The following is a 23,231-nucleotide window of genomic DNA, read 5'->3' as shown; positions in this document are numbered from 1 at the left end:
GGCTCGACGTGCCGGTCACTGACACACCGACGGTGCAAGGAAGCCCCGAACGTATGGGGGCTTTTGAATCTCTCAGGTTTCCAACAGAGCGGGGAGGATCACCGCACGTCGCATCCTGCGACACTACCCTCTGGAGATCCTGTGACAATAACCCCGACTGTCCGCACCTTTACCGATCGCCATATCGGTGTCACCGATACGGATCACGCCGCCGCGATGCTGGACCGCCTCGGCTTCAGCAGCCTCGACGAGCTTGTCGACGCCGCGGTGCCCGCGTCGATCCGCCGCGAGGATGCGCTTCAGCTGGCGGAAGGCCTCAGCGAAGAACAGATCCTCGCCAGGCTTCGCGGCTTCGCGGATCGCAACACCGTGCACACCCAGATGATCGGCCAGGGCTTTTACGACACCCTCACGCCACCGGTGATCCGGCGTAACGTGCTCGAGAGCCCGGCCTGGTACACGGCTTACACGCCCTACCAGCCCGAGATTTCACAGGGCCGTCTCGAAGCTTTGCTGAACTTTCAGACGATGGTCGCCGACCTCACGGGACTTCAGATCGCAAACGCCTCGATGCTCGACGAGTCTTCGGCCACCGCTGAAGCCGTACTGCTGATGCGACGGGCGAACAAGAAAGCCCCTGCTACGGCGAAGACGGTGCTCGACGCGAACCTGTTCCCGCAGACCATCGCCGTGGTACTGGGCCGGGCCGAGGCGCTGGACATTGAGGTCGAGATTGCGGATCTGACGCAGGGCCTCCCTGACGGCGACATCACCGGCATCGTGCTGCAGCAGCCGGGTAATGACGGTGCGGTGGTGGACCATTCGGAGGTCATTCAGGCGGCCAAGGGGCGCGGGGCGATGGTAACAGTGGTCGCTGACCTCCTCGCCCTCACCCTCATCACCCCTCCCGGCGAACAAGGCGCCGATGTTGCTGTCGGAAACACACAGCGCTTCGGCGTGCCGCTCTTCTTCGGTGGGCCGCACGCCGCTTATCTCGCAATCCGGGAAGGTCTTGAGCGCTCGCTGCCCGGCCGCCTGGTCGGGGTCTCTAAAGACTCCGCGGGGGATCCTGCCTACCGTCTCGCGCTACAGACTCGCGAGCAGCATATTCGCCGCGAGCGCGCCACGAGTAACATCTGCACGGCCCAGGCACTGCTCGCGATCACCGCCTCAATGTACGCCGTGTACCACGGGGCCGATGGGCTGAAGGGGATCGCCGAGCGCACCCACGCGCACGCCCGCACGCTTGCCGCGGCGCTCGAAGCCGCGGGGATCCCGCTCGCGTCCAGATCCTTCTTCGACACCCTGTTCGCAACCGTGCCCGGCCGCGCTGACGAGGTCATTGCCCGCGCCGCAACTGCTGGTATCAACCTGCGCCGCGTGGATGCGGACACGGTAGGGATCTCGACTGATGAGGCGACCACCGAGGCCCATATCGACGCCGTTGCCGAGGCGTTTGGTGTCTCGGTAACCTCTCGCGCTATGCCCGGCGACTACGGCTTTGACCCCGCGCTTACTCGCACGAGCGACTACCTCACCCACCCCATCTTCCACTCGATCCGTTCAGAGACGCAGATGATGCGCTACCTACGCAGGCTCGCAGACCGCGACCTCGCGCTTGATCGGACGATGATCCCGCTCGGATCCTGCACCATGAAGCTCAACTCTGCCGCCGAAATGGAGTCGATTTCGTGGCCAGAGCTCGCGGGGATCCACCCCTACGTGCCGGCCGAGCAGAGCGCGGGATGGCGCGAGCTGATTGCTGAACTGGAAGCCTGGCTCGTCGAGATCACGGGGTATGCGGGCGTATCGGTGCAGCCGAACTCGGGGGCTCAGGGTGAGTATGCCGGGCTGCACGCGATCCGCGGGTATCACCTCGCAAACGGCGACGCGGGGCGTGACGTCTGCCTGATCCCGGCCTCCGCCCACGGCACCAATGCGGCCTCGGCCGTGCTCGCAGGCATGCGCGTCGTCGTGGTGAAGAACACCGAGGCTGGTCTCATCGACCTCGCAGATCTCACCGAAAAGATCGAGGCAAACCGAGATTCGCTTGCCGCCATCATGCTCACCTATCCGTCGACCTACGGGGTGTACGACGCCGACGTGCGCGACGTCTGTGAGATGGTGCACGCTGCTGGCGGCCAGGTGTATATCGACGGTGCCAACATGAACGCGCTAGTGGGGCTCGCGCAGCCGGGGCGCTTCGGCGGCGACGTGTCGCACCTCAACCTGCATAAGACCTTCGCGATCCCGCACGGTGGGGGCGGGCCCGGTGTCGGGCCGATCGGTGTCGCTGAGCATCTGCTGCCCTTCCTGCCGGGCGATCCCGCCGCCACGGCGGTCGCTGACTCGCCAGGTGGATCGCCAGTTGTGGCGACCCTCTTTGGTTCAGCCGGGGTGTTGCCGATCTCCTACGCTTATATTGCCCTGATGGGAGGTGCCGGCCTCACCCGCGCCACCAAGGTCGCGCTGCTGAACGCAAACTATATTGCGGCGAGGTTGGGCGATGTCTTCCCTGTGCTCTTCACCGGAAACCACGGGCTCGTGGCTCACGAGTGCATTCTCGATTTGCGCGAGCTGACCGCTAAGTCCGGGGTGACCGCGGAGGACGTGGCAAAACGTCTCATCGACTTCGGCTTCCATGCGCCGACACTCGCGTTCCCCGTGCCGGGAACGCTGATGGTCGAGCCCACAGAGTCCGAGGATCTTGGAGAGATCGAGCGATTCATCGAGGCCATGCGCACGATCCGCGCCGAAATTGATCAGGTGATCGCGGGCGACTTCACGCTTGAAGCTTCTCCGTTGCGGAACGCGCCGCACACGGCCGAGGTCGTCACCGCGAACGAGTGGGATCGCGCCTACTCCCGCGAGCAGGCTGCCTACCCGGTCCAGGCGCTGCGCGCCGACAAGTATTTTCCGCCCGTCGGCAGAGTCGACAATGCGCACGGGGATCGCAACCTGGTGTGCTCATGCCCGGCACCAGAGGCTTTCGAAGGGACCGCATCATGACCGAACTGAAACGCACATCGCTGTACGCCGAACATCAGCAACTCAACGCACACTTCACCGATTTTGGCGGCTGGGATATGCCCCTGCGCTACGGTTCCGAGCTCGCCGAGCACCGCGCCGTACGTGAGGCCGCAGGCTTGTTTGACCTCTCCCACATGGGCGAGATTTGGGTCGAGGGGCCAGACGCCGTGGCGTTTTTGAACACGGCACTCGTCGGTAACTTCGGCGCCGTTGCGGTGGGTCGGGCCAAGTACTCGCTGCTCTGCGCTGAAGACGGTGGCATCATCGATGATCTGATCTGCTATCGCCTGGCCGAGGATCGTTTCCTGGTGGTGCCAAACGCGGGAAACACGGCGACGGTCGCTGGTGCGCTGCGGGATCGATCAGCAGTCTTTAGCGTCGCCGTGCGTGATGTTTCAGCCGAGACGAGCCTCGTCGCGGTGCAGGGTCCGCAGTCCGTGGCGATCCTGCGTGGCCTCATCGATCCCGAGTCGCTGGCTGCGCTAGACATGAAGTATTACTCCGCCGAAGAAGCACGGATCGCGGGGCTTGACGTGCTGCTTGCGCGCACCGGCTACACGGGCGAAGACGGCTTTGAGCTCTACCTGCCGAACGAGCAGGCGGGTGAGTTGTGGCGTGCGCTGCTGCTGGCGGGTGAGCCTTTCGGGCTGATCCCCGCGGGACTCGCAACGAGAGATTCTTTGCGGCTTGAAGCGGGGATGCCGCTGTACGGTAACGAGCTCAGCCTCAGTGTGAATCCGTTCGAAGCGGGCCTTGGGGGAGTTGTATCGTTCAAGAAACCCGAGCAGTTCGTGGGCCGTGCGGCGCTCGAGGCCGTGCGTGATGCGGGCCCCAAACGTGTGCTCGTTGGTCTGCGCGGATCCGGTCGGCGTGCCGCTCGTGCCGGCTACACGGTGATGTCGGGGGACGAGGCCATCGGAGAGCTCACGAGCGGGCTGCTCAGCCCGACCCTCGAATACCCGATCGCGCTCGCATACGTGCGGCCCGAGTGCGCCGATCCCGGCACCGCGCTCGACGTCGACCTGCGCGGCAAACCGCAACCCTTTGAGGTTGTGCCGCTCCCGTTCTATAAGCGCCCCATCGCCGGTTGAGCGGGGCGCTAGTCGAGTCGGAACCCATATACCTCCTTGATTTCGACTCACTGCGTTCGATCAATCGGCGGAGCAACTTCCCAAACACACAACACAGAAAAGAGCACATACATGAGCACGGTACGCAACGGACTAAAGTACTCCGTCGAACACGAGTGGATCACCGATGGGAGCCCGGCCACGGTCGGCGTCTCCGAAGTGGCCGTTGATGCGCTTGGCGAGATTGTCTACCTCGAACTGCCCGAGGTCGGCGCTACTGTCACCGCTGGTGAAGTTTGCGGCGAGATCGAATCCACGAAGTCGACGTCTGAACTCTACTCACCGGCCACGGGCGAGGTTGTCGAGGTGAACGCCGCCGCGGTCGACGATCCCGCGATGATCAATGCCGAGCCCTACGGCTCCGGTTGGCTCTTCAAAGTTGCAGTGACCGAGCTTGGCCCGCTGCAGTCGCCGGAAGAATACGCCGCCGCGAACGACGCCGAAGTGTCTTAGTTTAAGGAGATGCGCTGTGGCAATTAGCACCTTCGACCTTTTCAGCGTGGGGATTGGGCCGTCCAGTTCCCATACAGTCGGCCCGATGCGTGCAGCCCAGCGCTTCGTCACCGAACTGCAACGATCCGGCACCCTGAGTTCCGTCGCGGCGCTGAACGTGGACCTCTACGGTTCGCTCGCCGCGACGGGCCAGGGGCACGGAACGTTTCCGGCGGTACTGCTCGGTCTCGAGGGCTATGACCCCGCGCTGATCCTGCCCGAAGAGGTCGAGCGTGCCATCACGCGCATCGAAGCGGACGGGAAGCTGCGGCTCGGTGCCCAGGTGGGTGCGCAGGATCCCGATTCCGCACCCGAGATCGCTTTTGGGCTCGCGGACCTGGTGCTTCGCCCGCTCACGGTGCTGCCGCGCCACACAAACGGCATGCGCTTTCGGGTGAGCAATGCCGCGGGAAAAGTGATTGACGAACAGACGTACTTCTCTGTGGGTGGCGGTTTTGTGATCCGCGAGGGAGAGGAAGATGAGGCTCAGGCCGAACTTGCCTCCTCCCACGCGGTGCAGCCCTACCCCTTCACCACGGCCCTCGAACTCCTAGCGCATGCCGAGGGGAACGGGCTATCTATTGCCGAGGTGATGCTCGCCAACGAGCTCGTCGCACGCGATGAGGCCGAGATCCGCACCGGCCTCGCTCACATTTGGGACGTCATGGAGGAGTGCAAAAACAACGCGCTACGACGCACCGGTGTGCTGCCCGGCGGACTGAATGTGCGGCGGCGGGCGCCCGAGTGGCATCGCCGCCTGCTGGAGCAGGATCCGGACCGGGATCCGCGCTTCTGGCAAGAGTGGGCGAACCTCGTCGCGCTCGCCGTCAATGAGGAGAACGCTTCGGGCGGTCGGGTAGTAACGGCGCCCACGAACGGCGCTGCGGGGATCATTCCCGCCGTGCTGTTCTATGCGACGCACTACGTGACGCTGCCCGCGGGAGGAAAAGCGGAAGCCATTGCCGACTTTCTGCTCACCGCCGCCGCAATCGGGGTGCTGTATAAGGAGCAGGCTTCGATCTCGGGTGCCGAGGTCGGCTGCCAGGGAGAAGTCGGGTCTGCCTCGTCAATGGCTGCTGCCGGGCTCGCTCACGTGCTCGGGGGAACCCCTGCGCAGGTAGAGAACGCGGCCGAAATTGCGATGGAGCACAACCTCGGCCTCACCTGCGATCCCGTCGGCGGGCTCGTGCAGATCCCGTGCATCGAGCGCAACGCCATCGCGGCCTCGAAAGCGATCAACGCCGCCAAGATGGCGCTCATGGGAGACGGGAGCCACCACGTCAGTCTCGATCAGGTGATTGTAACGATGCGCGAGACCGGGCGCGACATGAGCGACATGTACAAGGAAACCGCGCGGGGTGGCCTCGCCGTGAACGTCGTGGAGTGCTAGATTCGCCGATTGAGCGAACGGAGTGAGCGCCGTGCTGAGCGAGGCATTTGCCGAGTCGAAGTATCGAAATCAAAGACCTCCTGTGCATGCCTAGACTGGGGTCGTGGAAAAACTGATGAACGAGAACCCGGATGAGTCCCTGAACGGTGCCATCGCCGCACTGATGACCGAGGCGGGAATCAAGGATCAGCGTGCCCTTGTTCGGCGCATTATTCAGGCCGGAATCGGGCTGGGTCAGGATGCCGTGACCCGACCAGATCTGAAGCTCACCGCGGCCGTAGTCGAAGAGATGCGGGCGGCATTCAAGACCTTTGCCCCATACCGGGGTACTCCCAAAGTAACCATTTTTGGTTCGGCACGTACTCACTCCGAAGATCCACTGTGGCTGATGACCGAGGCGACCGCGCGCAATTTCGCCGAGCGGGGATGGTTCGTGGTAACGGGGGCCGGCCCCGGAATCATGGAAGCCGCGGCGACGGGCGCAGGCCCTGAGCACTCACTCGGTGTGTCGATCCGGCTACCCTTTGAAGAACACGCGAACGCGGTCGTGGCACAGGATGACCGTCTCGTGTCGATGAAATACTTCTTCACCCGCAAGGTGATGCTGGTGAAAGAAGCGAGCGGATTCGTCTGCCTGCCCGGTGGTTTCGGCACGCTCGACGAAACGCTAGAGCTGCTGACACTGCAGCAGACCGGGAAAATGATCCCGACCCCGATCGTGTTGCTGGATCGGCCGGGCGGGAGCTATTGGCGTGGCTTCGCCCAGTTCGTGACAAAGGAACTCGCGGGCACCGGCATGATCTCGATCGATGATCTTGATCGGGTGCTCATAACCGACTCGGTTGACGAGGCGATCGCCGAGATCACGGGTTTCTGGCGCAACTATGATTCACTGCGCTGGGTGGGTGACCGCCTGGTGCTGCGCTTGCGCACTGCTCCCAGTGACGCGGATCTTGCGAGCCTCAACGAACACTTCTCCGGGCTCTGTCTTGCGGGAAGGATTGAGCGCACCGAGCCTCTCGAAGTTGAGCGGGACGAGCCTGACCTGCTGAGCCTGCCGCGCATCATCTTCACCCCGCGGCCGCGTGCGGTGGGGGATCTGCACCGCCTAATCCGCGCGCTAAACCAGCTCGGATAGGAGCCCGCACCTAGTCACGCGGATGCGCCCCAGTGGTCTTGCGCTTCTTGAGGTTGCGGCGTACAAGGGGCCAGAAGGCGACGAGCACCGCCGTCGCAATGAGGCTCGTCCACACCTGAGTGGAGCCATCTTCAGTGAACAGCATCGCCACGAAGATCGCAGCGATTGCCGCGATCAGGAAGATGTTGAGCCACGGGTGGAACCACATCTTGAGTTTCAATCCCGCAACTTCTTCCGGGGTCATCTTTTGCCGGAGCCGCATCTGAGTCAGTGAGATGAACGCATAAACGAACAGCGCGACGAGACCGGCGGAGTTCATAATGAAATCGAAGATCCCCGAACCCGGGGCCGCGAAGTTGAAGATGGTTGCGATGATCCCACCGCTGGTCGAAGCGAGGAGAGCAAAGACGGGGATCCCGTTTCTGGCGCGCTTGGCCACGAAACGCGGCGCGAATCCTTGGCCAGCGAGCGAGGCGAACATGCGAGAGGCGGAGTAGAGACCCGAGTTCAACACCGAGATTATTGCGGTGAAGATGACCAACTGCATAATGACGCCGGCGTTCGGGAGCCCCAACAGCGTGAAGACGTAGGTGAAGGGTGCCGTCGCGGTGTCTTCGGGTTTGGGGAGTTCGTTCCAGGGCACGATGGTGACGATCACCAATACGGCGCCGACAAAGAACAGCAGGATGCGCCAGATGACCGTGTTCGTTGCTTGACGGATCCCCTTGGCAGGATCATCCGATTCTGCAGAGGCCATGACCGCGATTTCGGTTCCGAAGTAGGAGAAGATCACGAGTGCGACGCCCGTGAAGATCACGCCGACGCCCTTCGGTGCGAAACCGCCGTGCGCCCATAAGTTGGAGATCGTGTTCGTTGAATCGGGCCACAAGCCAAACATGAACAGCACGCCCGCACCGAGGAATACGATGATGGCGAGCACTTTGATGCTCGCCAGCCAGAACTCGATCTCACCAAAAGCGCGCACCGAGATGAGGTTCACGCCGACAAAGACGGCGAGCATGATGAGTGACCACGCCCACGAAGGCAAGATCGGAAACCAGTCGTGCATGGTGCCACCGGCAAGCACCGCTTCAAATGCGATAACGCCCACCCAGAAATACCAGTAGAGCCAGCCGACAAGATACGCAGCCCAGTTGCCGAGCCCGACACGCGCGTACTCCATGAACGATCCGATGGCCGGTCGTGCGGCGGCCATTTCCCCCAGCATGCGCATCGCGAGGAAGACGAGCAAGCCTCCGATCAGGTAGGAGACAATGGCGGCAGGCCCCACTGCGCGGATCACGTTTCCTGATCCTACGAACAGTGCTGCACCGATGATGCCGCCGAGCGTGATCATCGTGATGTGGCGCGGTCGAAGTTTCTTGTGAACTACGGTTGAACCCGCGGAGGTTTCAGGGGAGACGGGGTCGCTAAATGGCGACTTGTCGAACTTGGGGTCAGGGGTGTGAGCAACTTCCATGGTGCAGAACTCCTTCGATGGAGACGCGCCTCCGGCGGCCTGCCATTGGCTTATTCGACCACCTGGGCCACGAGTGTCTTGTAACGCGGGTGGTTGCTCGCTCATTCTGACAAAGTTCAGTCGGCAGTATTTCGCGCTTGTGCATAGTGGCGAAGGGGTCAACTGTGCGCAAGTGGCTCAAACGCGGGGTTTCGCCTTGTGTGGCGAAGAAAAGCTAGACCCCCACGTACTCCGCGAGGTGTTCGCCCGTGATCGTTGATTTCGCAGCGACGAGATCCTGCGGGGTGCCCTCAAAGACGATCGTGCCACCCTGCTGACCGGCCCCGGGGCCGATGTCGATGATCCAGTCGGCGTGCGCCATGACCGCCTGATGGTGCTCGATCACGATCACGCTCTTGCCTGCGTCGACCAAGCGGTCGAGGAGCCCGAGCAACAGGTCGACGTCGGCTAAGTGCAGGCCGGTCGTCGGCTCATCGAGCACGTAGACTTCGGCGTCTTCGATCATATGGATCGCGAGCTTTAGGCGTTGACGTTCGCCGCCCGAGAGCGTCGAGAGCGGCTGCCCGAGGGTGAGATATCCGAGGCCGACATCGACGAGCGGATCCAGGATCTTTACCGCTTTTGGCACCTTCGATTCGGCCGCGGCGAAGAACTCACGTGCGTCCGCCATACTCAGATCCAGGACCTCGGCGATGTTCTTGCCGCCGAGCGTGTATTCAAGCACCTCGGCTGCGAAACGCTTTCCCTCGCAAACTTCGCAGGGGCTCTCCATCGTCGCCATCATGCCGAGATCCGTGAAGATGATGCCGGCGCCTTTGCACTCGGGGCAGGCGCCCTCTGAGTTCGCGCTGAAGAGCGCGGGCTTCACGCCATTGGCCTTCGCGAACGCGGTGCGCACGGGATCCAACAGTCCTGTGTATGTGGCGGGATTGGAACGGCGCGAACCCTTGATTGCGCCCTGATCCACCGCGACCACACCCTCCTGCGTCGAGACGTAGCCGTGGATGAGCGTGCTCTTGCCCGACCCTGCGACCCCCGTCACCACGCACAGCACTCCGAGCGGCACGCTGACGTCGATGCCCTGCAGATTGTAGCGATCCGCCCCGCGTACTTCGATACTGCCGGTGCTTGTACGCGTCGAGGGTTTCAGTGTGGCACGGTCGTTGAAGTGCCTGCCGGTGCGGGTGTCTGACGTGCGTAGCTGATCAACGGTCCCCTCGAAGCAGATCTCGCCGCCGCCCGCACCTGCGCCGGGGCCAAGATCCACCACGTGGTCGGCGATCTGGATCATCTCCGGCTTGTGCTCCACCACCAACACCGTATTGCCCTTGTCTCGCAGCTTCAGCAGCAATTGATTCATGCGCTGCATATCGTGCGGGTGGAGCCCGATCGACGGCTCATCGAAGACGTAGGTGGCGTCGGTGATGCTTGAGCCGAGATGCCGAATCATTTTGGTGCGTTGCGACTCGCCTCCCGATAGCGTGCCGGTCGGGCGGTCAAGGCTCAGATAGCCCAGCCCAATTTGCACGAAGGAATCGAGGGTATCGAGCAGTTTTGCGATGAGCGGCGCGAGACCGGGGTCGTTGATCCCGCGCACCCACTCGGCGAGATCCGAGATCTGCATAGCGCAGGCGTCGGCGATGCTGAAGCCCTTGATCTTGGAGGATCGCGCCGTCTCGTTGAGGCGCGTGCCGTCGCAGGCGGGGCACGGGTTGAAGACGATGGCGCGATCCACGAAGGCGCGAACATGCGACTGCATCCCCTCGCGATCCTTCGACAGCATGGATTTCTGAATCCGCGGGATCAGCCCCTCGTAGGTGACGTTGACGCCCTCGGCTTTCACTTTGATCGGCTCGTTGTGGAGCAGGATATGTAGTTGCTCTTCTGTGAACTCCTTGATCGGAGTTTCCATGGGGAGGACGACCGCGAAGATGCGGCCATACCAGCCGTCCATGCTGAAACCGGGCACCTTGAGCGCGCCCTCGGCGAGTGACTTGTCAGCGTCGTACAGCTCGTCGAGCGCAAAATCGCTGATGGTGCCGCGGCCCTCGCAAGTGGAGCACATGCCGCCGAGCACCTCGAAGCTGCGCCGCTCCTTGATCTTTTTGCCACCCTTTTCGAGGGTGACGGCGCCGGCGCCGCTGATCGAGGCGATGTTAAAGGAAAATGCGTTGGGGGATCCGATATGGGGCTCACCGAGCCTGGAGAACACAATGCGCAGCATCGCATTGACGTCGGTGGCGGTGCCGACCGTTGAGCGGGGGTTTGCCCCCATCCGCTCCTGGTCAACGATGATCGCCGTGGTAAGTCCCTCGAGCACGTCGACGTCTGGGCGGGCCTGGCTGGGCATAAAGCCCTGCACGAAGGCGCTGTAGGTTTCGTTGATCAGGCGCTGGGATTCGGCCGCGATCGTCGCGAATACGAGGGAGCTCTTGCCCGATCCTGACACCCCGGTGAAGACCGTCAGGCGGCGCTTCGGGAGGTCGACACTGACGTCTTTGAGGTTGTGCTCGCGGGCGCCCTGCACTCGTATGCGGTCGTGTGAGTCTGCGGGATGTAACGCGTTCATAGAGATGACATTACCGGGGAATGCGGTGTTGGTAACTTGTCACGAGAATCCATTAATTCGACGAGAAGCCTGTTCGCGTGCACCGGTGGAGGGGTGTCTCGTCGAATTACTGGCCTTTCGACGTGGCTGAGTACCCTGGGGACATGAATGTGGTGGGAGAAGACGCGGGTGGAAGCGCGCGGGTGCAACCGGGGCATCTGGCTGCGGCCATGCTCACAGTGCTTGCGGCTCCCGCGTTCTTTGTGGCGGAGATCCCGATCCTGGGCTTTGGATTGCTGGCCGTCGGACTCCTGCTCGCCTGGGCGGTGGAGCGGCCGGTTTCCGTGCGAGGATCTGCGCCGTCGCTCCTGCGAGACCTCTCACTCATCACCGTTGGGCTCGGGATCGTGCGCTCGATCCCGCTCGCGGCGGAACTCGACAACTGGGCGATGCTGAAGTTTACGCTCGCGCTCGGGGGAGCAGTCGCCGTGCCCTATCTGGTGTCAAGGTTTGTCTACCAGGATCGGGCGACTGGGTTTCCGTGGCGGGGCGGCGGCACCTGGGGGCGACTGCACTGGACCTGGCTGTTCGCTGCGATCGTGTTGGCCTGGCTGATCCTGCCCGGCTACTTCATTGGCTCGGGGTGTACCAGAATTGGCCAGCCGTGGGCACCCCGGATCTGATCGCGCGGTTGTTTGTTGGGGTGGGCGCCGTCGGGATCTGGGATGAACTCTTTTTTATCTGTACCGTGTTTGCGCTGCTGCTGCGGCACTTCCCGGTGTGGCTCGCGAACGTGCTACAGGCGGTGGTGTTCGTGTCGTTCCTGTGGGAGCTTGGTTACCGCGCTTGGGGGCCGCTGATCACGATCCCCTTCGCGCTCGTACAGGGTTACATCTTCCTGCGAACCAAGTCGCTCGCTTACGTTGTGGTGGTGCACCTCTTGTTCGACGCGGTCGTGTTTGCGGTGCTCGTGCACGCGCACAACCCGGAGTTGTTCAACGTCTTTCCGCTCGTGCCGTAGGGCCAGATGGTGTCGCGCCCGACAAAAGTTGGAGCTGAGGCGTACAACGTTTATTATTTGAGTTCAGTGTGAATTCAGTGGGAATTTGCACAAACATCAGGAGCAATACATAAGTGATCTTTCCGGCAACGCCGCACCACAGCCAGCACCGGCTGCACCTGCAATGCCACAGGCACAGGCATCTGAGGTTGGAACCCGATCCTTCTTGGTGACGTGGATCCTGAGCTACCTGCTCGGCCCGCTGGGAGTTGACCGCTTCTATTTGGGTAAGATCGGCACCGGTGTGCTGAAGCTTGTAACCTTTGGTGGACTGGGGGTGTGGGCGCTGGTCGATCTCATTCTTGTGCTTGTAAGTGCGCAGCGCGATAAGCAAGGAATGAAGCTTGAAGGATACGATCAGCACAAGAAGCTGGCTTGGATCATCACCGCTGTGCTCATCGTGCTCGGCGGCATTAGCGGCGCAATTAACGCCAGCACGATGATGTCGAGCTTCTAAGCGACACGGATTCTCACCGAGGGCCACTTCACAGCATTTCGGCTGCGAGGTGGCCTTTGGCGTCTCAAGATCCTTGGAATGCTCTGCGGGTGCTGAGCTCCGGGGAATCGTTAAGCTGCGAGAAGCGCGGCGATCCGACGCACGGCGAAGTCGTAGCCCTGCACGCCGCAACCTGCGATCACGAAGGCCGCGACGGGGGAGACGTAGGAGTGCTGGCGGAACGGTTCGCGAGCGTGCACGTTTGAAAGGTGCACCTCAGCAACCGGCAGTGACACTCCAGAGAGAGCATCGCGCAGCACCACCGAAGTGTGCGTGAGACCTCCCGGGTTGATGATGATCGCGGCGCAGTCTTCTCGGGCGGCGTGGATTGCATCGATGAGTACACCCTCGTGGTTGCTCTGCACCGCGCCCACCGTCAACCCGAATTCGCTGGCAGTGCGAGAGGTCAGCGCCTCGACGTCAGCGAGGGTGCTGGTGCCGTAGATCTCGGGTTCGCGGGTGCCGAGCAGATTGAGATTCGGACCGTTCACCAACAGAATCTGCCTGGTCATGATGCTGCCCTTCGGTTCATGCGGATTGGACTCCAGCGTATCCTGAGCTAGCGTTGTGGGGTGACTGAACACCCCGCCCCCGCCTCCACTTCTCAACGTTCAAAGATTGTTCGGCCCCAAGACCCGAGCAAGTTTCGTGAGAAACCTGTCTCCTTCGTGCGCCGCAGCGGCCGGATGACTCCCTCGCAGATCAAAGCTTGGGATGACCACGAAGCCAAGTATGTGCTCGATGTGGATCACGGAGCCACTGTGACGGGTGTGGCGGATCATGTGCGGCTTGATCCCGAACAAATCTTTGGCCGATCCGCGCCGCTTATCGTTGAGATTGGATCGGGCCAGGGTCACGCGATCCTGCACGCTTCTGCGGCGCACCCCGAGAAGAACTTCTTGGCGGTGGAGGTGTTTCGGGCGGGGCTTGCGCGCACCATCATTCGCGCGGAAAAGGGCGGGATCACGAACCTTCGGCTCGCCGAGGTGAACGCGCCCGAGCTGTTGGAGAAGGCGCTGGCCGCTGAGGTCGTTGATGAGTTGTGGGTGTTTTTCCCTGATCCGTGGGCGAAAGTGAGGCACCAGAAGCGTCGCCTGGTTGACGCTGATTTCGCCCGGATCGCGGCCGGTTCGCTGAAGCCGGGCGGTGTGCTCCGTCTCGCGACCGACTGGGAAGAGTACGCGGAGCAGATGCGTGAGGTGCTCGATGCGGCCCCGGGGTTCCGGCGCGGCTTCGAGGGCGAGTGGGCCGAGCGGTACGACGGCCGAGTGCTCACCGCGTTCGAGAAGAAGGGCGCGGATAAGGGCCGCGCGATCCGGGATCTCAGTTACGTGCGTGACTAGGGTCTGCGCGAGAAACCGGCTCTGGCTTATGGCTAGAAACCTGGCTAACATTGGTACATGTCGACCTACAGCGTCTTTGAAGCCCGCAACAGTCTTTCCAGACTGCTTGCGGAGGCTAGAGCTGGCGACGAGGTTGTGATCGCTAATCGAGGCGAGCCTGTTGCCAAGCTTGTCTCGATCGATGGTGGTTCAGATGCTACCGGGGTGAGTTTTGCTGCCTGGCTTGAAGAGAACCCGCTGCCTCAGAGGCTAGGTCGACCATCCGAGGCGATCGACGTGCAGATCCTTGAGTCTAGGGACGCTTGGGAATGATCTTCCTCGACAGTTGCATCCTGATCTACGCCATTGAAGACGGCAGTGAGCGAGGAGACCGCGTGCGAGCCAAGCTTTCCACTGCCGAAGAAACGCTCTTGGTGAGTCCGCTGGTGCTGCATGAGTGTCTGGTCGGCCCCTTGAAAGACAAGCGAATTGAACTGCGAGAAAGGTACTTTGAGGCCTACCGGCGGCTACGAAAGGTTCCACTTGGAGTTGACATCTATGTGCAAGCGGCTGAATTGCGTGCGCATCACGGCATGAAAACTCCGGACGCACTACACCTCGCGACTGCGCAACGTTCAAGATGCCGAGAGCTCTGGACGAATGACAAGCGCCTTGTCGCCGCCAGCAACGGATTGGCCGTCGACATTATCGGAGCTGCGTAGTAGATCCCCACTCCTCAGCTTCGCGGGTCACAGAAGTGCACTACTCGGCGGGTTTAGTGCATCTCTGTGACCCGCAAATGCCGAGCAAGAGAGGGTTCCTGCCCCTACCATGAATCCATGACTGAAACTGAGACCGGCACACGGCGCACTGATGCCAGGCGCAGCATCGCCCAGCGCCTTGACGCGCTGCCCTTCACCCGGAAACACGGTCGCGTGCTCACCGGCTCGGGCATCGGCTGGGCGCTCGACGCGATGGACGTCGGTCTCTTCTCGTTCATCATCGCCGCGCTGACTCAGCAGTGGGGTCTCAGCATGGGCGAGAGTGGGCTGATCGCTTCGATCGGTTTCGTTGGCATGGCGATCGGTGCAAGCCTGGGCGGACTGATTGCAGACCGGATCGGGCGACGCCAGGTGTTCGCGATCACGCTGCTCATCTACGGCCTCGCGACCGGGGCGAGTGCGCTCGCCGGAGGGATCGCGGTGCTGATGGTACTGCGCTTCTTTGTGGGTCTCGGGCTCGGAGCCGAGTTGCCCGTCGCCTCCACCTATGTGAGCGAGTTCGCCCCGGCCAGGATCCGCGGCCGCTTGATCGTGATCCTCGAAGCCTTCTGGGCCGTCGGTTGGACGGCTTCCGCGCTGATCGGCTACTTCGTGGTGCCGGCGTCTGAACATGGTTGGCGGTGGGCATTCGCGATCGGCGCCATTCCTGCGCTGTATGCGTTTGCGGTGCGTTGGGGATTGCCAGAATCGCCGCGCTGGCTGGCTGGCCGCGGTCGTGTCGCCGAGGCCGAGCGGATCGTTGAGACGTTCGAAGCGCAGGCCGGGAAGGCACGGCAGGCTCAGGATCCCGGTGGCGATCTGGTTCAGGATCCCGCCCCCTCGCCGGTCGCACGATCGGCGGGAGGACGGGTCGCGGCGCTCTGGTCGCGTGAGTTCCGGGGGCGAACACTGTCGATCTGGCTCGTCTGGTTCTGCGTCAACTTCGCCTACTACGGCGCGTTCATTTGGATCCCGAGCATCCTCGTCGATGCCGGGTTCAGCCTGGTGCGATCATTCGCGTTCACGCTCATCATTACGCTCGCTCAGCTTCCCGGCTACGCGGTCGCGGCCTGGCTGATCGAGGTGTGGGGGAGGCGGCTGACGCTTTCGGTGTTCCTGGTTGGATCGGCGGTCTCGGCAACAGTATTCGGCACCGTGCACGCCGAGTGGGCGATCATCGCCTCGGGCATGGCACTCTCCTTCTTCAACCTGGGGGCGTGGGGAGCACTGTACGCGGTGACCCCGGAGATCTATCCGACCTCGCTGCGCGCGACGGGCGCTGGCTGGGCGGCGGGGGTGGGGCGCATCGCCTCAATCATCGCGCCGCTGCTGGTGCCGGTGCTGCTGCTCGCCGGCGGATCCGGGCTCGCCTTCGCTGTTTTTGCGGTGTTTTTTGTTGTCGCAGCCGCGGCGACGTGGGGGCTCGTGGATCGGCGTGGCGAAACGCTTGACGATCGTTAGCTGACTGCCCACGCGCTACCCGTGGCACGGTCTAGAGTGTCGCTATGAAGGTGGAAATCTCAGGGGTCGCCAAAGGCCCAAAGCAACGCGCGCTGCCGGTGACGTCAACAGCGTATGAAACGGGCACTGCGACGCTTGCGTGCGTGGAGACCGAGCAGCGTCCGAGCCTTCTGGGGTTGATCGCGAGCGGCCGGATGCGTCCCGATGTGGGCGAGGTACTGATCGACGGCGAGGCAAATGCTCGGGATCTGCGCCGCCGCGTCGCACTTCTTGACGCGCCAGAGGTGTGCGATCCCGAACCCAATGTGCTCGTGATCGGATTCGTTGAGGAAGAGCTGATGTTCGCCGGTTTGCGGGCCGACCCCATCGCGGCACGTCGCTGGTTGGAGAAACTGGATCTCCGCCATCTCGCCACCACCCAAATGGCGAATGTAGCGCCGGCCACCCGCATTCGCATGCTCTGCGAACTCGCGGTGTTGAGGCGGGGCATCGAAGGTTTTGTACTTGTCTCACCCGATCGTCACGGCGGTGAACCGGAGGTGTGGTGGGCGATTGCGCGCGAGTTTGCGGAGCGAGGGTACGCGGTGCTGGTGATTGCTGGGCGGGCCTCAGAGTCGGTGTTGCGACCGCTGATCCATCCGCAGGCCCGGCTACAAGCGGGGGTGGGATCCCGCGCGGAGCACACGGAAACGGAGGAGGCCGCCTCATGACTCGAACTCAGGTACCCCGGTTCAAGGTTCCGCAGATGATCCTCGCCGAACTGCGCCGCCTCGTCTCCTCCAAGATGGCGCTGCTCGCGCTCGCGGCCCTGCTGTGTGTGCCGATTCTCTACGGCGGGCTGTATCTCTGGGCGAACCAGGATCCCTATCAGCGGCTGAGCGAAGTACCCGTTGCGCTTGTTGTCGAGGATCAGGGCGCGGAGGTGAACGGCACCGAGCGGAATCTGGGCCAGGAGGTCGCCAAGAAGCTACTCGCCAGCGACACCTTCGACTGGTCAGAGGTCGACGCGAAAGAAGCCGCGGCAGGGCTCAACGATGGCAGGTGGGACTTCTCGATCACCCTCGGCAGCGGCTTCTCGGAGGCAATCGGGTCGATCAGTTCGGCGGATCCGCACCCGGCTGGCATCGAACTGCGCACGAACGACGCCAACAACTATCTCGCCTCCACCATCGGATCACAGGCGGTGGAGCGCATCGGCAAGACAATCACGCAGCAGGTGGTGAGTGAGGCCGGGCTCGCGATGCTTGACGGGCTCAACACAATCCGCGGTTCACTCAGCGAAGCCGCCGATGGGGCTGGAGAACTCACGACCGGGCTTGGCGCCGCAAACGACGGCGCCACCACACTCTCGACGGGAGCCACCGCGCTGGTGGAGGGCACTGCGCAGGTGCGAGACGGTGCCGCGTCGCTCTCCGAGGGGGCGGGCCAGGTCGCGGCCGGTGCGGGGCAGCTGGCCGCAATCGCTGACGCTGCGGGTACGGTGTCCGCAGATCTGCTTGCGGCGCAACCGCAGCTCCGTGCCGATATTGCGGCGTCCCTCGCGGACGCGGGACTCGAGCAGGCAAAGATTGACGAGGTGCTGGCTCGCCTGGATCCCGTCGGCACCGTTGTTGCTGACCTGAATACTCGAGTGCAGGGGGCCGTGGGCGAGATCGACCGTTTGAACGCGGGAGCACAGCAAGTGTCTACGGGGGCTGGTGCGCTGGCCACGGGCGCTGCGACCGTGGCCACTGGAACTACCGAGTTAAGCGAGGGGGCTACACAGTTGAAGGACGGGCTCGGCCAACTCGTTGCGGGTTCTGAGACACTCGAAACTGGTTTGGTCGACGGGGTAGCTCAGATCCCGAATTTTGATGCGGCAACCCGTGCGGAGCAGGCGAAGATCCTGGGTGATCCCGTGCGGATCAAGACCGACGCACTCACGTCGGCCCAAAACTACGGCGCGGGCCTTGCGCCATTCTTCGCGGCGCTCGCCGCCTGGATCGGGATCTACGCGCTGTTCTTGATTGTCAAGCCGATCTCCAAGCGTGCGGTGACGGCGCTCAGATCCCCGCTGCGGGTGACGCTTGCCGGGTGGGGGACGCCGGCGATGCTGGGTGCGGTGCAGATGGTGGGGCTGTTCCTCGTGTTGTCGTTTGCCCTGGGATTTGAGTTTGCCAACCCCCTCGCGACGCTGGGGATATTGATCTTTGCCTCGATGACCTACACCGCGATCATTCTCGCCCTGAATGTGTGGTGGGGTGCCGTCGGCCAGTTCGCCGGGCTCGTACTGATGGTGGTGCAGCTGGTGACCGCGGGCGGCACCTTCCCCTGGCAGACGCTGCCGGCCCCGCTCGCGGCGCTGCACCATGTGTTGCCCATGAGCTACGTCGTGGACGCGATGCGGCAGGTGATGTACGGCGGCAACCTGGATCGCGTGTGGACGGATCTCGGCGTGCTGCTGTGCTGGCTGGTGATTGCGGGTCTGCTCGCTGCAATCGGTGTGACCCGCATGACCCGCTTCCGCACACTCAAGGATCTGCAACCGAGCGTCATTGTGTAGGGGTGCAGGATCCCCGCGGGTGACTGCCCACCAAACCGGCGAGCGCCCACGAAAACCACTCGCGGGTCCCGTGGGCGCTCACCGGTTTGGTGGGCGCTCAGCACACGGCCGTCCCGCGCGCCACGCAAAGAGGTCTTGACCGAGTGGTAAACACCCGGTCAAGACCTCTTTTATTACAGTGCCCCCGGAGGGATTCGAACCCCCGACCTACGGTACCGGAAACCGGCGCTCTATCCCCTGAGCTACGGAGGCGAGCAATGCAACCCGTCCAGCCTAGCGCAAGTAGACTGAGTTGTTGTGACGCCACAAGAACTCGCCCATGCCCTCGCCCAGATTCTCAACGACATCATTGCCGCGCGCGGTGATGACGCTGCCCAAGAGATCGTCGCCACCGAAGCGGACACCGCCGTTGAGCGACCGCGGAACCGCGAGCACGGTGATTGGGCCTCCAATGCTGCCATGAAGTTTGCGAAGCGCCTCGGCCTGAACCCGCGCGATCTGGCCACTGATATCGCCGCTCGCGCGGCCGAGATTGAGGGCGTCGCAACGGCCGACGTTGCTGGCCCCGGCTTCATCAATATCACCCTCGACGCGGCGAGCGCCGGCGAAACTGCGCGCCGCGTGGTTGAGCAGGGGGAGAATTACGGCCGTAGCGACACGCTCGCGGGCCAAAACATCAACCTCGAGTTCGTCTCCGCAAATCCCACGGGCCCCCTGCACATGGGGCACACCCGCTGGGCGGCGCTCGGTGATTCGACCGCCCGGGTGCTCCGCGCGGCTGGCGCGAAGGTGACGAGCGAGTACTACATCAACGACGCCGGTGCGCAGATGGAGAAGTTCGGCCGATCCGTGCTCGCGGCAGCCCTCGGCGAGCCCGCCCCCGAAGACGCCTACCCGGGTGCCTACGTGCAGGAGCTCGGTCGCCAGATTCGTGAGCAGATCCCGAATCTGCCTGAGATTGCCCAGCAGGATCGCGCCGCGGCACTTGAGCAGGCGCAGGAGCTCGGCTACGCGCTGCAGCTCGCGGAGATCAAGGATTCCCTCGAACGCTTCAACGTGCACTTCGATGTCTACTTTTCCGAACGCACGCTTCATGCCCCGGGAGCGAACGGTGGGCTGAGCCCCATTGCCGCCGCGGTGGATCGCCTGCGCGAGCAGGGGCATGTCTACGAAGAAGACGGCGCGATCTGGGTGCGCACTACTGACTTCGGAGACGACAAGGATCGCGTCTTCACCCGCGGCAACGGCATCTACACCTACTTCGCCGCCGATGCCGCCTACTACCTCTCCAAGAAGGATCGCGGCTTCGGCGAGAAGATCTATCTCCTCGGAGCCGATCATCACGGCTACATTGGGCGCCTCACCGCGATCGCGGGGGCCGCAGGCGACGACACGGAGAAGGACATCTCGGTTCTCATCGGGCAGCTCGTGAACCTCAACGGAGCCAAGCTCTCGAAGCGTGCCGGCAACATCATCGAGCTTAACGACCTGCTTGAGTGGCTCGGCAGCGACGCGCTGCGCTACTGGCTGGCTCGCTACCCCGCTGATTCCCCGCTTGCCCTCGACGGTGAGAAGGTGCGCAGTCGCTCCAACGACAACCCGGTGTTCTACGTGCAGTACGCTCACGCGCGCACCTGCGCTGTCGATCGTAACGCTGAAGCCGCAGGCGTCGACCGTTCGGTGTTCGTACCTGAGCTGCTCACTCACGAAACAGAGACTGAGATGCTCGGGAAGCTGCAGCAGTACCCGGGCATCGTTGCGGGCGCCGCTGAGCTGCGTGAGCCGCATCGCATCGCACGCTTCCTCGAAGAACTCGCAGCCTCGTATCACCGTTGGTACGACAACTGCCGGGTGATCCCGCTCGGGGATGCCCCGGTGGAGGATCTGCACCGCACCCGCCTGTGGCTGAATGATGCCGCTGGACAGGTGCTCCGCAACGGCCTGGACCTGCTCGGAGTCTCAGCGCCTGAGCGACTGTAGTCACCAACGCAAGCACGGGAGAGAAACGCAATGACTAAACGGAAGCCTCGCTGGTGGCTCCGCCTAATCTGGGTGGTGGCGATTATTGGGGTGCTCGCGGGTGCCGCCGAGATTGCGCTGCGGTTGATTATCCCCGGCGTGGTCGAGGGAGCGGTGCGCAGCCAGCTGAAGCTGAGCGATGACCATCCGGTCGATGTTTCTCTCGGTGGATCGGCGCTGCTGTACGCACTGCAGGGGAGCGTTGGCGACGTCACGATTGCGGTGCCGAATGTGCCCCTGCTCGACGGAATTGAAACCGATGCGTCGTTGCGTGCGGGATCCGTCCCGTTCAACCCCCTCTCGGGCGAGATCCGCGATGCGAGCGTTGACCTGGTGGTCCCGAAGGAGCAGCTGGGGGCCGTCGTCAACCTTCTGACCTCGGGGATCGCGCAGACCGGGGAGGTGCGGGGCGGCAATTTTGTTGCCGGACGTTCGGTCGAGATGTTCGGTCAGTCCGTCGATCTGGCGGCCACCCTTGGCGTCTCTGTCGTGGATGGCGCAATCAAGATCGAGCCGCTCGAGGTGAAAGTAGCAGGCTTTGATCTGACGGCCGAGCAGATTAGCGCGGCGACCGGTTCGCTTCTGGATCCGGTCCTGAAGCCGCAAACGGTGTGTGTTCAGGATCAGTTGCCCGCAGGAGTCACGTTGAAAGACATCCATTTCTCCAGCACGGGATCCGTCACGATCCGCGCAGACCTAAGCCCCGGGATTCTCTCCGATCCCAAACAACAGGCGATGGGGAGCTGCGGCTGAGGCAAGAAACCCGCCGCAGACTCTCACTCGCGTTCGGTCGTTGAGGGCTGCGCGGGCGCAGCGCTGTCGCGCGAGCCCTCATCCTCGAGCGCTTGCCACTCGCGATAGCCCGGATCGTCACGCAGTGCCTCACGCACCTCCGCATCGCTCGCACGCAGCTTGGGATCAAACTTCAGATAGGCGCGGGTTTCGCGCGCGATCAGGCCCGACAGAATCAGCAAGCCGATCAGGTTCGGGATCGCCATCAGCCCGTTCATCACGTCCGAGAACGACCACACGACGCTCAACTGGGTCGTCGCGCCCACGAACACGACCAGTGAGAACAAGATGCGGAACGGCATCACCGATCGGCGACCAAAGATTCGCGCGAGGCTGCGCTCGCCGTAGTATGACCAACCGAGGATGGTCGAGAATGCGAACATCACGAGGCCGATCGTCACGACCCAGTGCCCCCACTGACCGGGAAGCCCGTTCGAGAAGGCTTCGCCGGTCATGAGCGCGGCAGACATCTGCTCTCCGGTCTCCGGATCGACGCTCTTCCAGGTGCCGGTCGTGACGATCACCAGACCGGTCATCGAGACCACGATAATCGTGTCAATGAAGGTCTGCGTCATCGACACGAGCCCCTGCCGCACCGGGTGGCTCGTCTGCGCGGCCGCCGCGGCGATAGCCGCCGATCCCATGCCCGACTCGTTCGAGAAGATGCCGCGCGCAAAACCGAACTGCACCGCGATAATCATCAGCGACCCCGCGAAGCCGCCCACCGCGGCCGTGCCGGTGAACGCGTCGTGGAAGATTTGCCCAAACGCCGCAGGCACCTGGCCGATGTTCACGAACAGGATGAACAGTGCCGCCGCCACGTAAAACACGATCATGATCGGCACAAAGCCCGCGGTCACCTTGCCGATCGACTTGATCCCGCCGACCAGGACGATACCGGTGAAGACGGTCAGCAGCACGCCCGTCACCCACACGGGCAGGTGAAAACTGTTCTCCACGTTCGCCGCAATCGAGTTGGCCTGGGTCATATTGCCGATCCCGAAGCTCGCGAGCACCGCGAAGATTGTGAACGACCACCCCAGCACCTTGCCCACCGGGCCGCGAATGCCGCGCTCTAGATAGTACTGCGGTCCGCCGTTGCGCTCACCCGCAGAATCGACGGTGCGGTAACGCACTCCCAAAAAGGCTTCAGCATACTTCGAAGCCATCCCCAAGAGTCCGGTCACCCACATCCAAAACAGCGCTCCCGGTCCACCAATGCTGATCGCGGTGGCGACACCCACGATATTGCCGGTGCCGACGGTCGCGGCAAGCGCGGTTGTCAACGCTTGGAACTGGCTGATGTCACCCTTCGAGCCCGGGTCGCGACGCCGCAGAATCCCCAGGTTGAGCGCTGCCCCGAGCCGCACAAACTGCAGTCCGCCAAGCCTGAAGGTCAAATACAGTCCGGTCAAGAACAGCAGCGGGATCAGTACAAACGGCCCCCAAATGATTCCGCTGAGCCAGTCGAGAAATTCTTGGAGATTCTGCATGTCGAGCACTCCTTTGTGCGAGGTGTTGCAGCGTAGTGAAAGTGGATTGGCGTTCCTCCAGGCTTAGCTGGCTTTCA

The 23,231-nt window shown here is 63.0% G+C and carries 18 protein-coding genes, 1 tRNA gene and 1 pseudogene; 15 read left to right on the top strand and 5 right to left on the bottom strand.

Annotated features, from left to right (window positions below; translation table 11 throughout):
• Positions 1 to 141 precede the first annotated feature (141 nt).
• From gcvP to G7067_RS12830, 5 genes are all read left to right on the top strand, one after another.
• Positions 142 to 3,009 (top strand): aminomethyl-transferring glycine dehydrogenase, encoded by a 2,868-nt coding sequence (gene gcvP / locus G7067_RS12850; protein ID WP_166325111.1) that lies wholly within the window; start codon positions 142 to 144, stop codon positions 3,007 to 3,009.
• On the top strand, positions 3,006 to 4,121 hold the full coding sequence (gene gcvT, locus G7067_RS12845; RefSeq protein ID WP_166325108.1) for a glycine cleavage system aminomethyltransferase GcvT: 1,116 nt from the start codon (positions 3,006 to 3,008) through the stop codon (positions 4,119 to 4,121). The genes gcvP and gcvT overlap by 4 nt, the downstream gene beginning before the upstream one ends.
• 111 nt (positions 4,122 to 4,232) lie before the next feature.
• Positions 4,233 to 4,613 (top strand): glycine cleavage system protein GcvH, encoded by a 381-nt coding sequence (gcvH, locus tag G7067_RS12840; RefSeq protein ID WP_166325105.1) that lies wholly within the window; start codon positions 4,233 to 4,235, stop codon positions 4,611 to 4,613.
• A 16-nt stretch (positions 4,614 to 4,629) separates the two neighbouring features.
• On the top strand, positions 4,630 to 6,042 hold the full coding sequence (locus G7067_RS12835; RefSeq protein ID WP_166325102.1) for an L-serine ammonia-lyase: 1,413 nt from the start codon (positions 4,630 to 4,632) through the stop codon (positions 6,040 to 6,042).
• Between the two features lie 115 nt (positions 6,043 to 6,157).
• Positions 6,158 to 7,180: an LOG family protein gene (locus G7067_RS12830; RefSeq protein ID WP_166326198.1), complete on the top strand. Its 1,023-nt coding sequence runs from the start codon at positions 6,158 to 6,160 to the stop codon at positions 7,178 to 7,180.
• 10 nt (positions 7,181 to 7,190) lie between these two features.
• On the opposite strand, the gene G7067_RS12825 is transcribed toward G7067_RS12830, so the two are convergent.
• Both G7067_RS12825 and G7067_RS12820 read right to left on the bottom strand, forming a co-directional pair.
• Positions 7,191 to 8,660 (bottom strand): amino acid permease, encoded by a 1,470-nt coding sequence (locus G7067_RS12825; RefSeq protein ID WP_244301121.1) that lies wholly within the window; start codon positions 8,658 to 8,660, stop codon positions 7,191 to 7,193.
• A gap of 214 nt (positions 8,661 to 8,874) precedes the next feature.
• Positions 8,875 to 11,229 (bottom strand): ATP-binding cassette domain-containing protein, encoded by a 2,355-nt coding sequence (locus tag G7067_RS12820; protein ID WP_166325099.1) that lies wholly within the window; start codon positions 11,227 to 11,229, stop codon positions 8,875 to 8,877.
• A gap of 143 nt (positions 11,230 to 11,372) precedes the next feature.
• Between G7067_RS12820 and G7067_RS12815 the strand changes: the two are divergent.
• Positions 11,373 to 12,229 (top strand): annotated as a pseudogene (locus G7067_RS12815) (CPBP family intramembrane glutamic endopeptidase).
• Positions 12,230 to 12,392: 163 nt separating this feature from the next.
• The gene (locus G7067_RS12810) at positions 12,393 to 12,725 is read left to right on the top strand and encodes a TM2 domain-containing protein (protein ID WP_166325096.1); all 333 of its coding nucleotides are present in this window, start codon (positions 12,393 to 12,395) and stop codon (positions 12,723 to 12,725) included.
• 110 nt (positions 12,726 to 12,835) lie between these two features.
• Here G7067_RS12810 and aroQ read toward each other — a convergent pair whose 3' ends face one another.
• Positions 12,836 to 13,276 (bottom strand): type II 3-dehydroquinate dehydratase, encoded by a 441-nt coding sequence (gene aroQ / locus G7067_RS12805; protein WP_166325093.1) that lies wholly within the window; start codon positions 13,274 to 13,276, stop codon positions 12,836 to 12,838.
• A gap of 174 nt (positions 13,277 to 13,450) precedes the next feature.
• On the opposite strand from aroQ, the gene trmB reads away from it, so the two are divergent.
• The 6 genes from trmB to G7067_RS12775 all read left to right on the top strand — a co-directional run bounded on the left by trmB (position 13,451) and on the right by G7067_RS12775 (position 18,850).
• Positions 13,451 to 14,107: a tRNA (guanosine(46)-N7)-methyltransferase TrmB gene (trmB, locus tag G7067_RS12800; RefSeq protein WP_244301363.1), complete on the top strand. Its 657-nt coding sequence runs from the start codon at positions 13,451 to 13,453 to the stop codon at positions 14,105 to 14,107.
• 57 nt (positions 14,108 to 14,164) lie between these two features.
• Complete coding sequence (locus G7067_RS12795) at positions 14,165 to 14,419, top strand: type II toxin-antitoxin system Phd/YefM family antitoxin (RefSeq protein ID WP_166325090.1); 255 nt, start codon at positions 14,165 to 14,167, stop codon at positions 14,417 to 14,419.
• Positions 14,416 to 14,808 carry a type II toxin-antitoxin system VapC family toxin gene (locus tag G7067_RS12790; RefSeq protein ID WP_166325087.1) on the top strand — a complete coding sequence of 131 codons (393 nt, stop codon included), beginning with the start codon at positions 14,416 to 14,418 and terminating at the stop codon, positions 14,806 to 14,808. Before G7067_RS12795 ends, G7067_RS12790 begins: the two co-directional genes overlap by 4 nt.
• A 117-nt stretch (positions 14,809 to 14,925) precedes the next feature.
• Positions 14,926 to 16,308: an MFS transporter gene (locus G7067_RS12785; RefSeq protein ID WP_166325084.1), complete on the top strand. Its 1,383-nt coding sequence runs from the start codon at positions 14,926 to 14,928 to the stop codon at positions 16,306 to 16,308.
• 44 nt (positions 16,309 to 16,352) lie between these two features.
• Positions 16,353 to 17,018, top strand: coding sequence for a hypothetical protein (locus G7067_RS12780; protein ID WP_205881148.1), 666 nt, complete (start codon positions 16,353 to 16,355; stop codon positions 17,016 to 17,018).
• Positions 17,015 to 18,850 (top strand): YhgE/Pip family protein, encoded by a 1,836-nt coding sequence (locus tag G7067_RS12775; RefSeq protein WP_166325081.1) that lies wholly within the window; start codon positions 17,015 to 17,017, stop codon positions 18,848 to 18,850. Before G7067_RS12780 ends, G7067_RS12775 begins: the two co-directional genes overlap by 4 nt.
• 179 nt (positions 18,851 to 19,029) lie before the next feature.
• On the opposite strand, the gene G7067_RS12770 is transcribed toward G7067_RS12775, so the two are convergent.
• A tRNA-Arg gene (locus G7067_RS12770) sits at positions 19,030 to 19,102 on the bottom strand.
• A 45-nt stretch (positions 19,103 to 19,147) separates the two neighbouring features.
• Between G7067_RS12770 and argS the strand changes: the two genes are divergently transcribed.
• On the top strand, positions 19,148 to 20,830 hold the full coding sequence (gene argS, locus G7067_RS12765; protein WP_166325078.1) for an arginine--tRNA ligase: 1,683 nt from the start codon (positions 19,148 to 19,150) through the stop codon (positions 20,828 to 20,830).
• 30 nt (positions 20,831 to 20,860) lie between these two features.
• A complete protein-coding gene (locus G7067_RS12760; protein ID WP_166325075.1) occupies positions 20,861 to 21,622 on the top strand; it encodes an LmeA family phospholipid-binding protein in 762 nt (253 codons plus the stop codon).
• A 23-nt stretch (positions 21,623 to 21,645) separates the two neighbouring features.
• On the opposite strand, the gene G7067_RS12755 is transcribed toward G7067_RS12760, so the two are convergent.
• On the bottom strand, positions 21,646 to 23,154 hold the full coding sequence (locus tag G7067_RS12755) for an alanine/glycine:cation symporter family protein (protein WP_166325072.1): 1,509 nt from the start codon (positions 23,152 to 23,154) through the stop codon (positions 21,646 to 21,648).
• Positions 23,155 to 23,231 lie beyond the last annotated feature (77 nt).

Source organism: Leucobacter insecticola (assembly GCF_011382965.1).
Lineage (GTDB): Bacteria > Actinomycetota > Actinomycetes > Actinomycetales > Microbacteriaceae > Leucobacter > Leucobacter insecticola.
The sequence above is the reverse complement of the archived record's forward strand: the minus strand, read 5'-3'. Positions and strand labels throughout refer to the sequence as shown.

Bases quoted from the DNA above. Each gene is read 5' to 3' on its own strand.
- gcvT (WP_166325108.1), top strand. From the start codon at position 3,006: ATGACCGAACTGAAACGCACATCGCTGTACGCCGAACATCAGCAACTC.
- gcvH (WP_166325105.1), top strand. From the start codon at position 4,233: ATGAGCACGGTACGCAACGGACTAAAGTACTCCGTCGAACACGAGTGG.
- G7067_RS12830 (WP_166326198.1), top strand. From the start codon at position 6,158: ATGAACGAGAACCCGGATGAGTCCCTGAACGGTGCCATCGCCGCACTG.
- G7067_RS12825 (WP_244301121.1), bottom strand. From the start codon at position 8,660: ATGGAAGTTGCTCACACCCCTGACCCCAAGTTCGACAAGTCGCCATTT.
- G7067_RS12820 (WP_166325099.1), bottom strand. From the start codon at position 11,229: ATGAACGCGTTACATCCCGCAGACTCACACGACCGCATACGAGTGCAG.
- G7067_RS12810 (WP_166325096.1), top strand. From the start codon at position 12,393: ATGCCACAGGCACAGGCATCTGAGGTTGGAACCCGATCCTTCTTGGTG.
- aroQ (WP_166325093.1), bottom strand. From the start codon at position 13,276: ATGACCAGGCAGATTCTGTTGGTGAACGGTCCGAATCTCAATCTGCTC.
- trmB (WP_244301363.1), top strand. From the start codon at position 13,451: ATGACTCCCTCGCAGATCAAAGCTTGGGATGACCACGAAGCCAAGTAT.
- G7067_RS12795 (WP_166325090.1), top strand. From the start codon at position 14,165: ATGTCGACCTACAGCGTCTTTGAAGCCCGCAACAGTCTTTCCAGACTG.
- G7067_RS12790 (WP_166325087.1), top strand. From the start codon at position 14,416: ATGATCTTCCTCGACAGTTGCATCCTGATCTACGCCATTGAAGACGGC.
- G7067_RS12785 (WP_166325084.1), top strand. From the start codon at position 14,926: ATGACTGAAACTGAGACCGGCACACGGCGCACTGATGCCAGGCGCAGC.
- G7067_RS12780 (WP_205881148.1), top strand. From the start codon at position 16,353: ATGAAGGTGGAAATCTCAGGGGTCGCCAAAGGCCCAAAGCAACGCGCG.
- G7067_RS12775 (WP_166325081.1), top strand. From the start codon at position 17,015: ATGACTCGAACTCAGGTACCCCGGTTCAAGGTTCCGCAGATGATCCTC.
- G7067_RS12760 (WP_166325075.1), top strand. From the start codon at position 20,861: ATGACTAAACGGAAGCCTCGCTGGTGGCTCCGCCTAATCTGGGTGGTG.
- G7067_RS12755 (WP_166325072.1), bottom strand. From the start codon at position 23,154: ATGCAGAATCTCCAAGAATTTCTCGACTGGCTCAGCGGAATCATTTGG.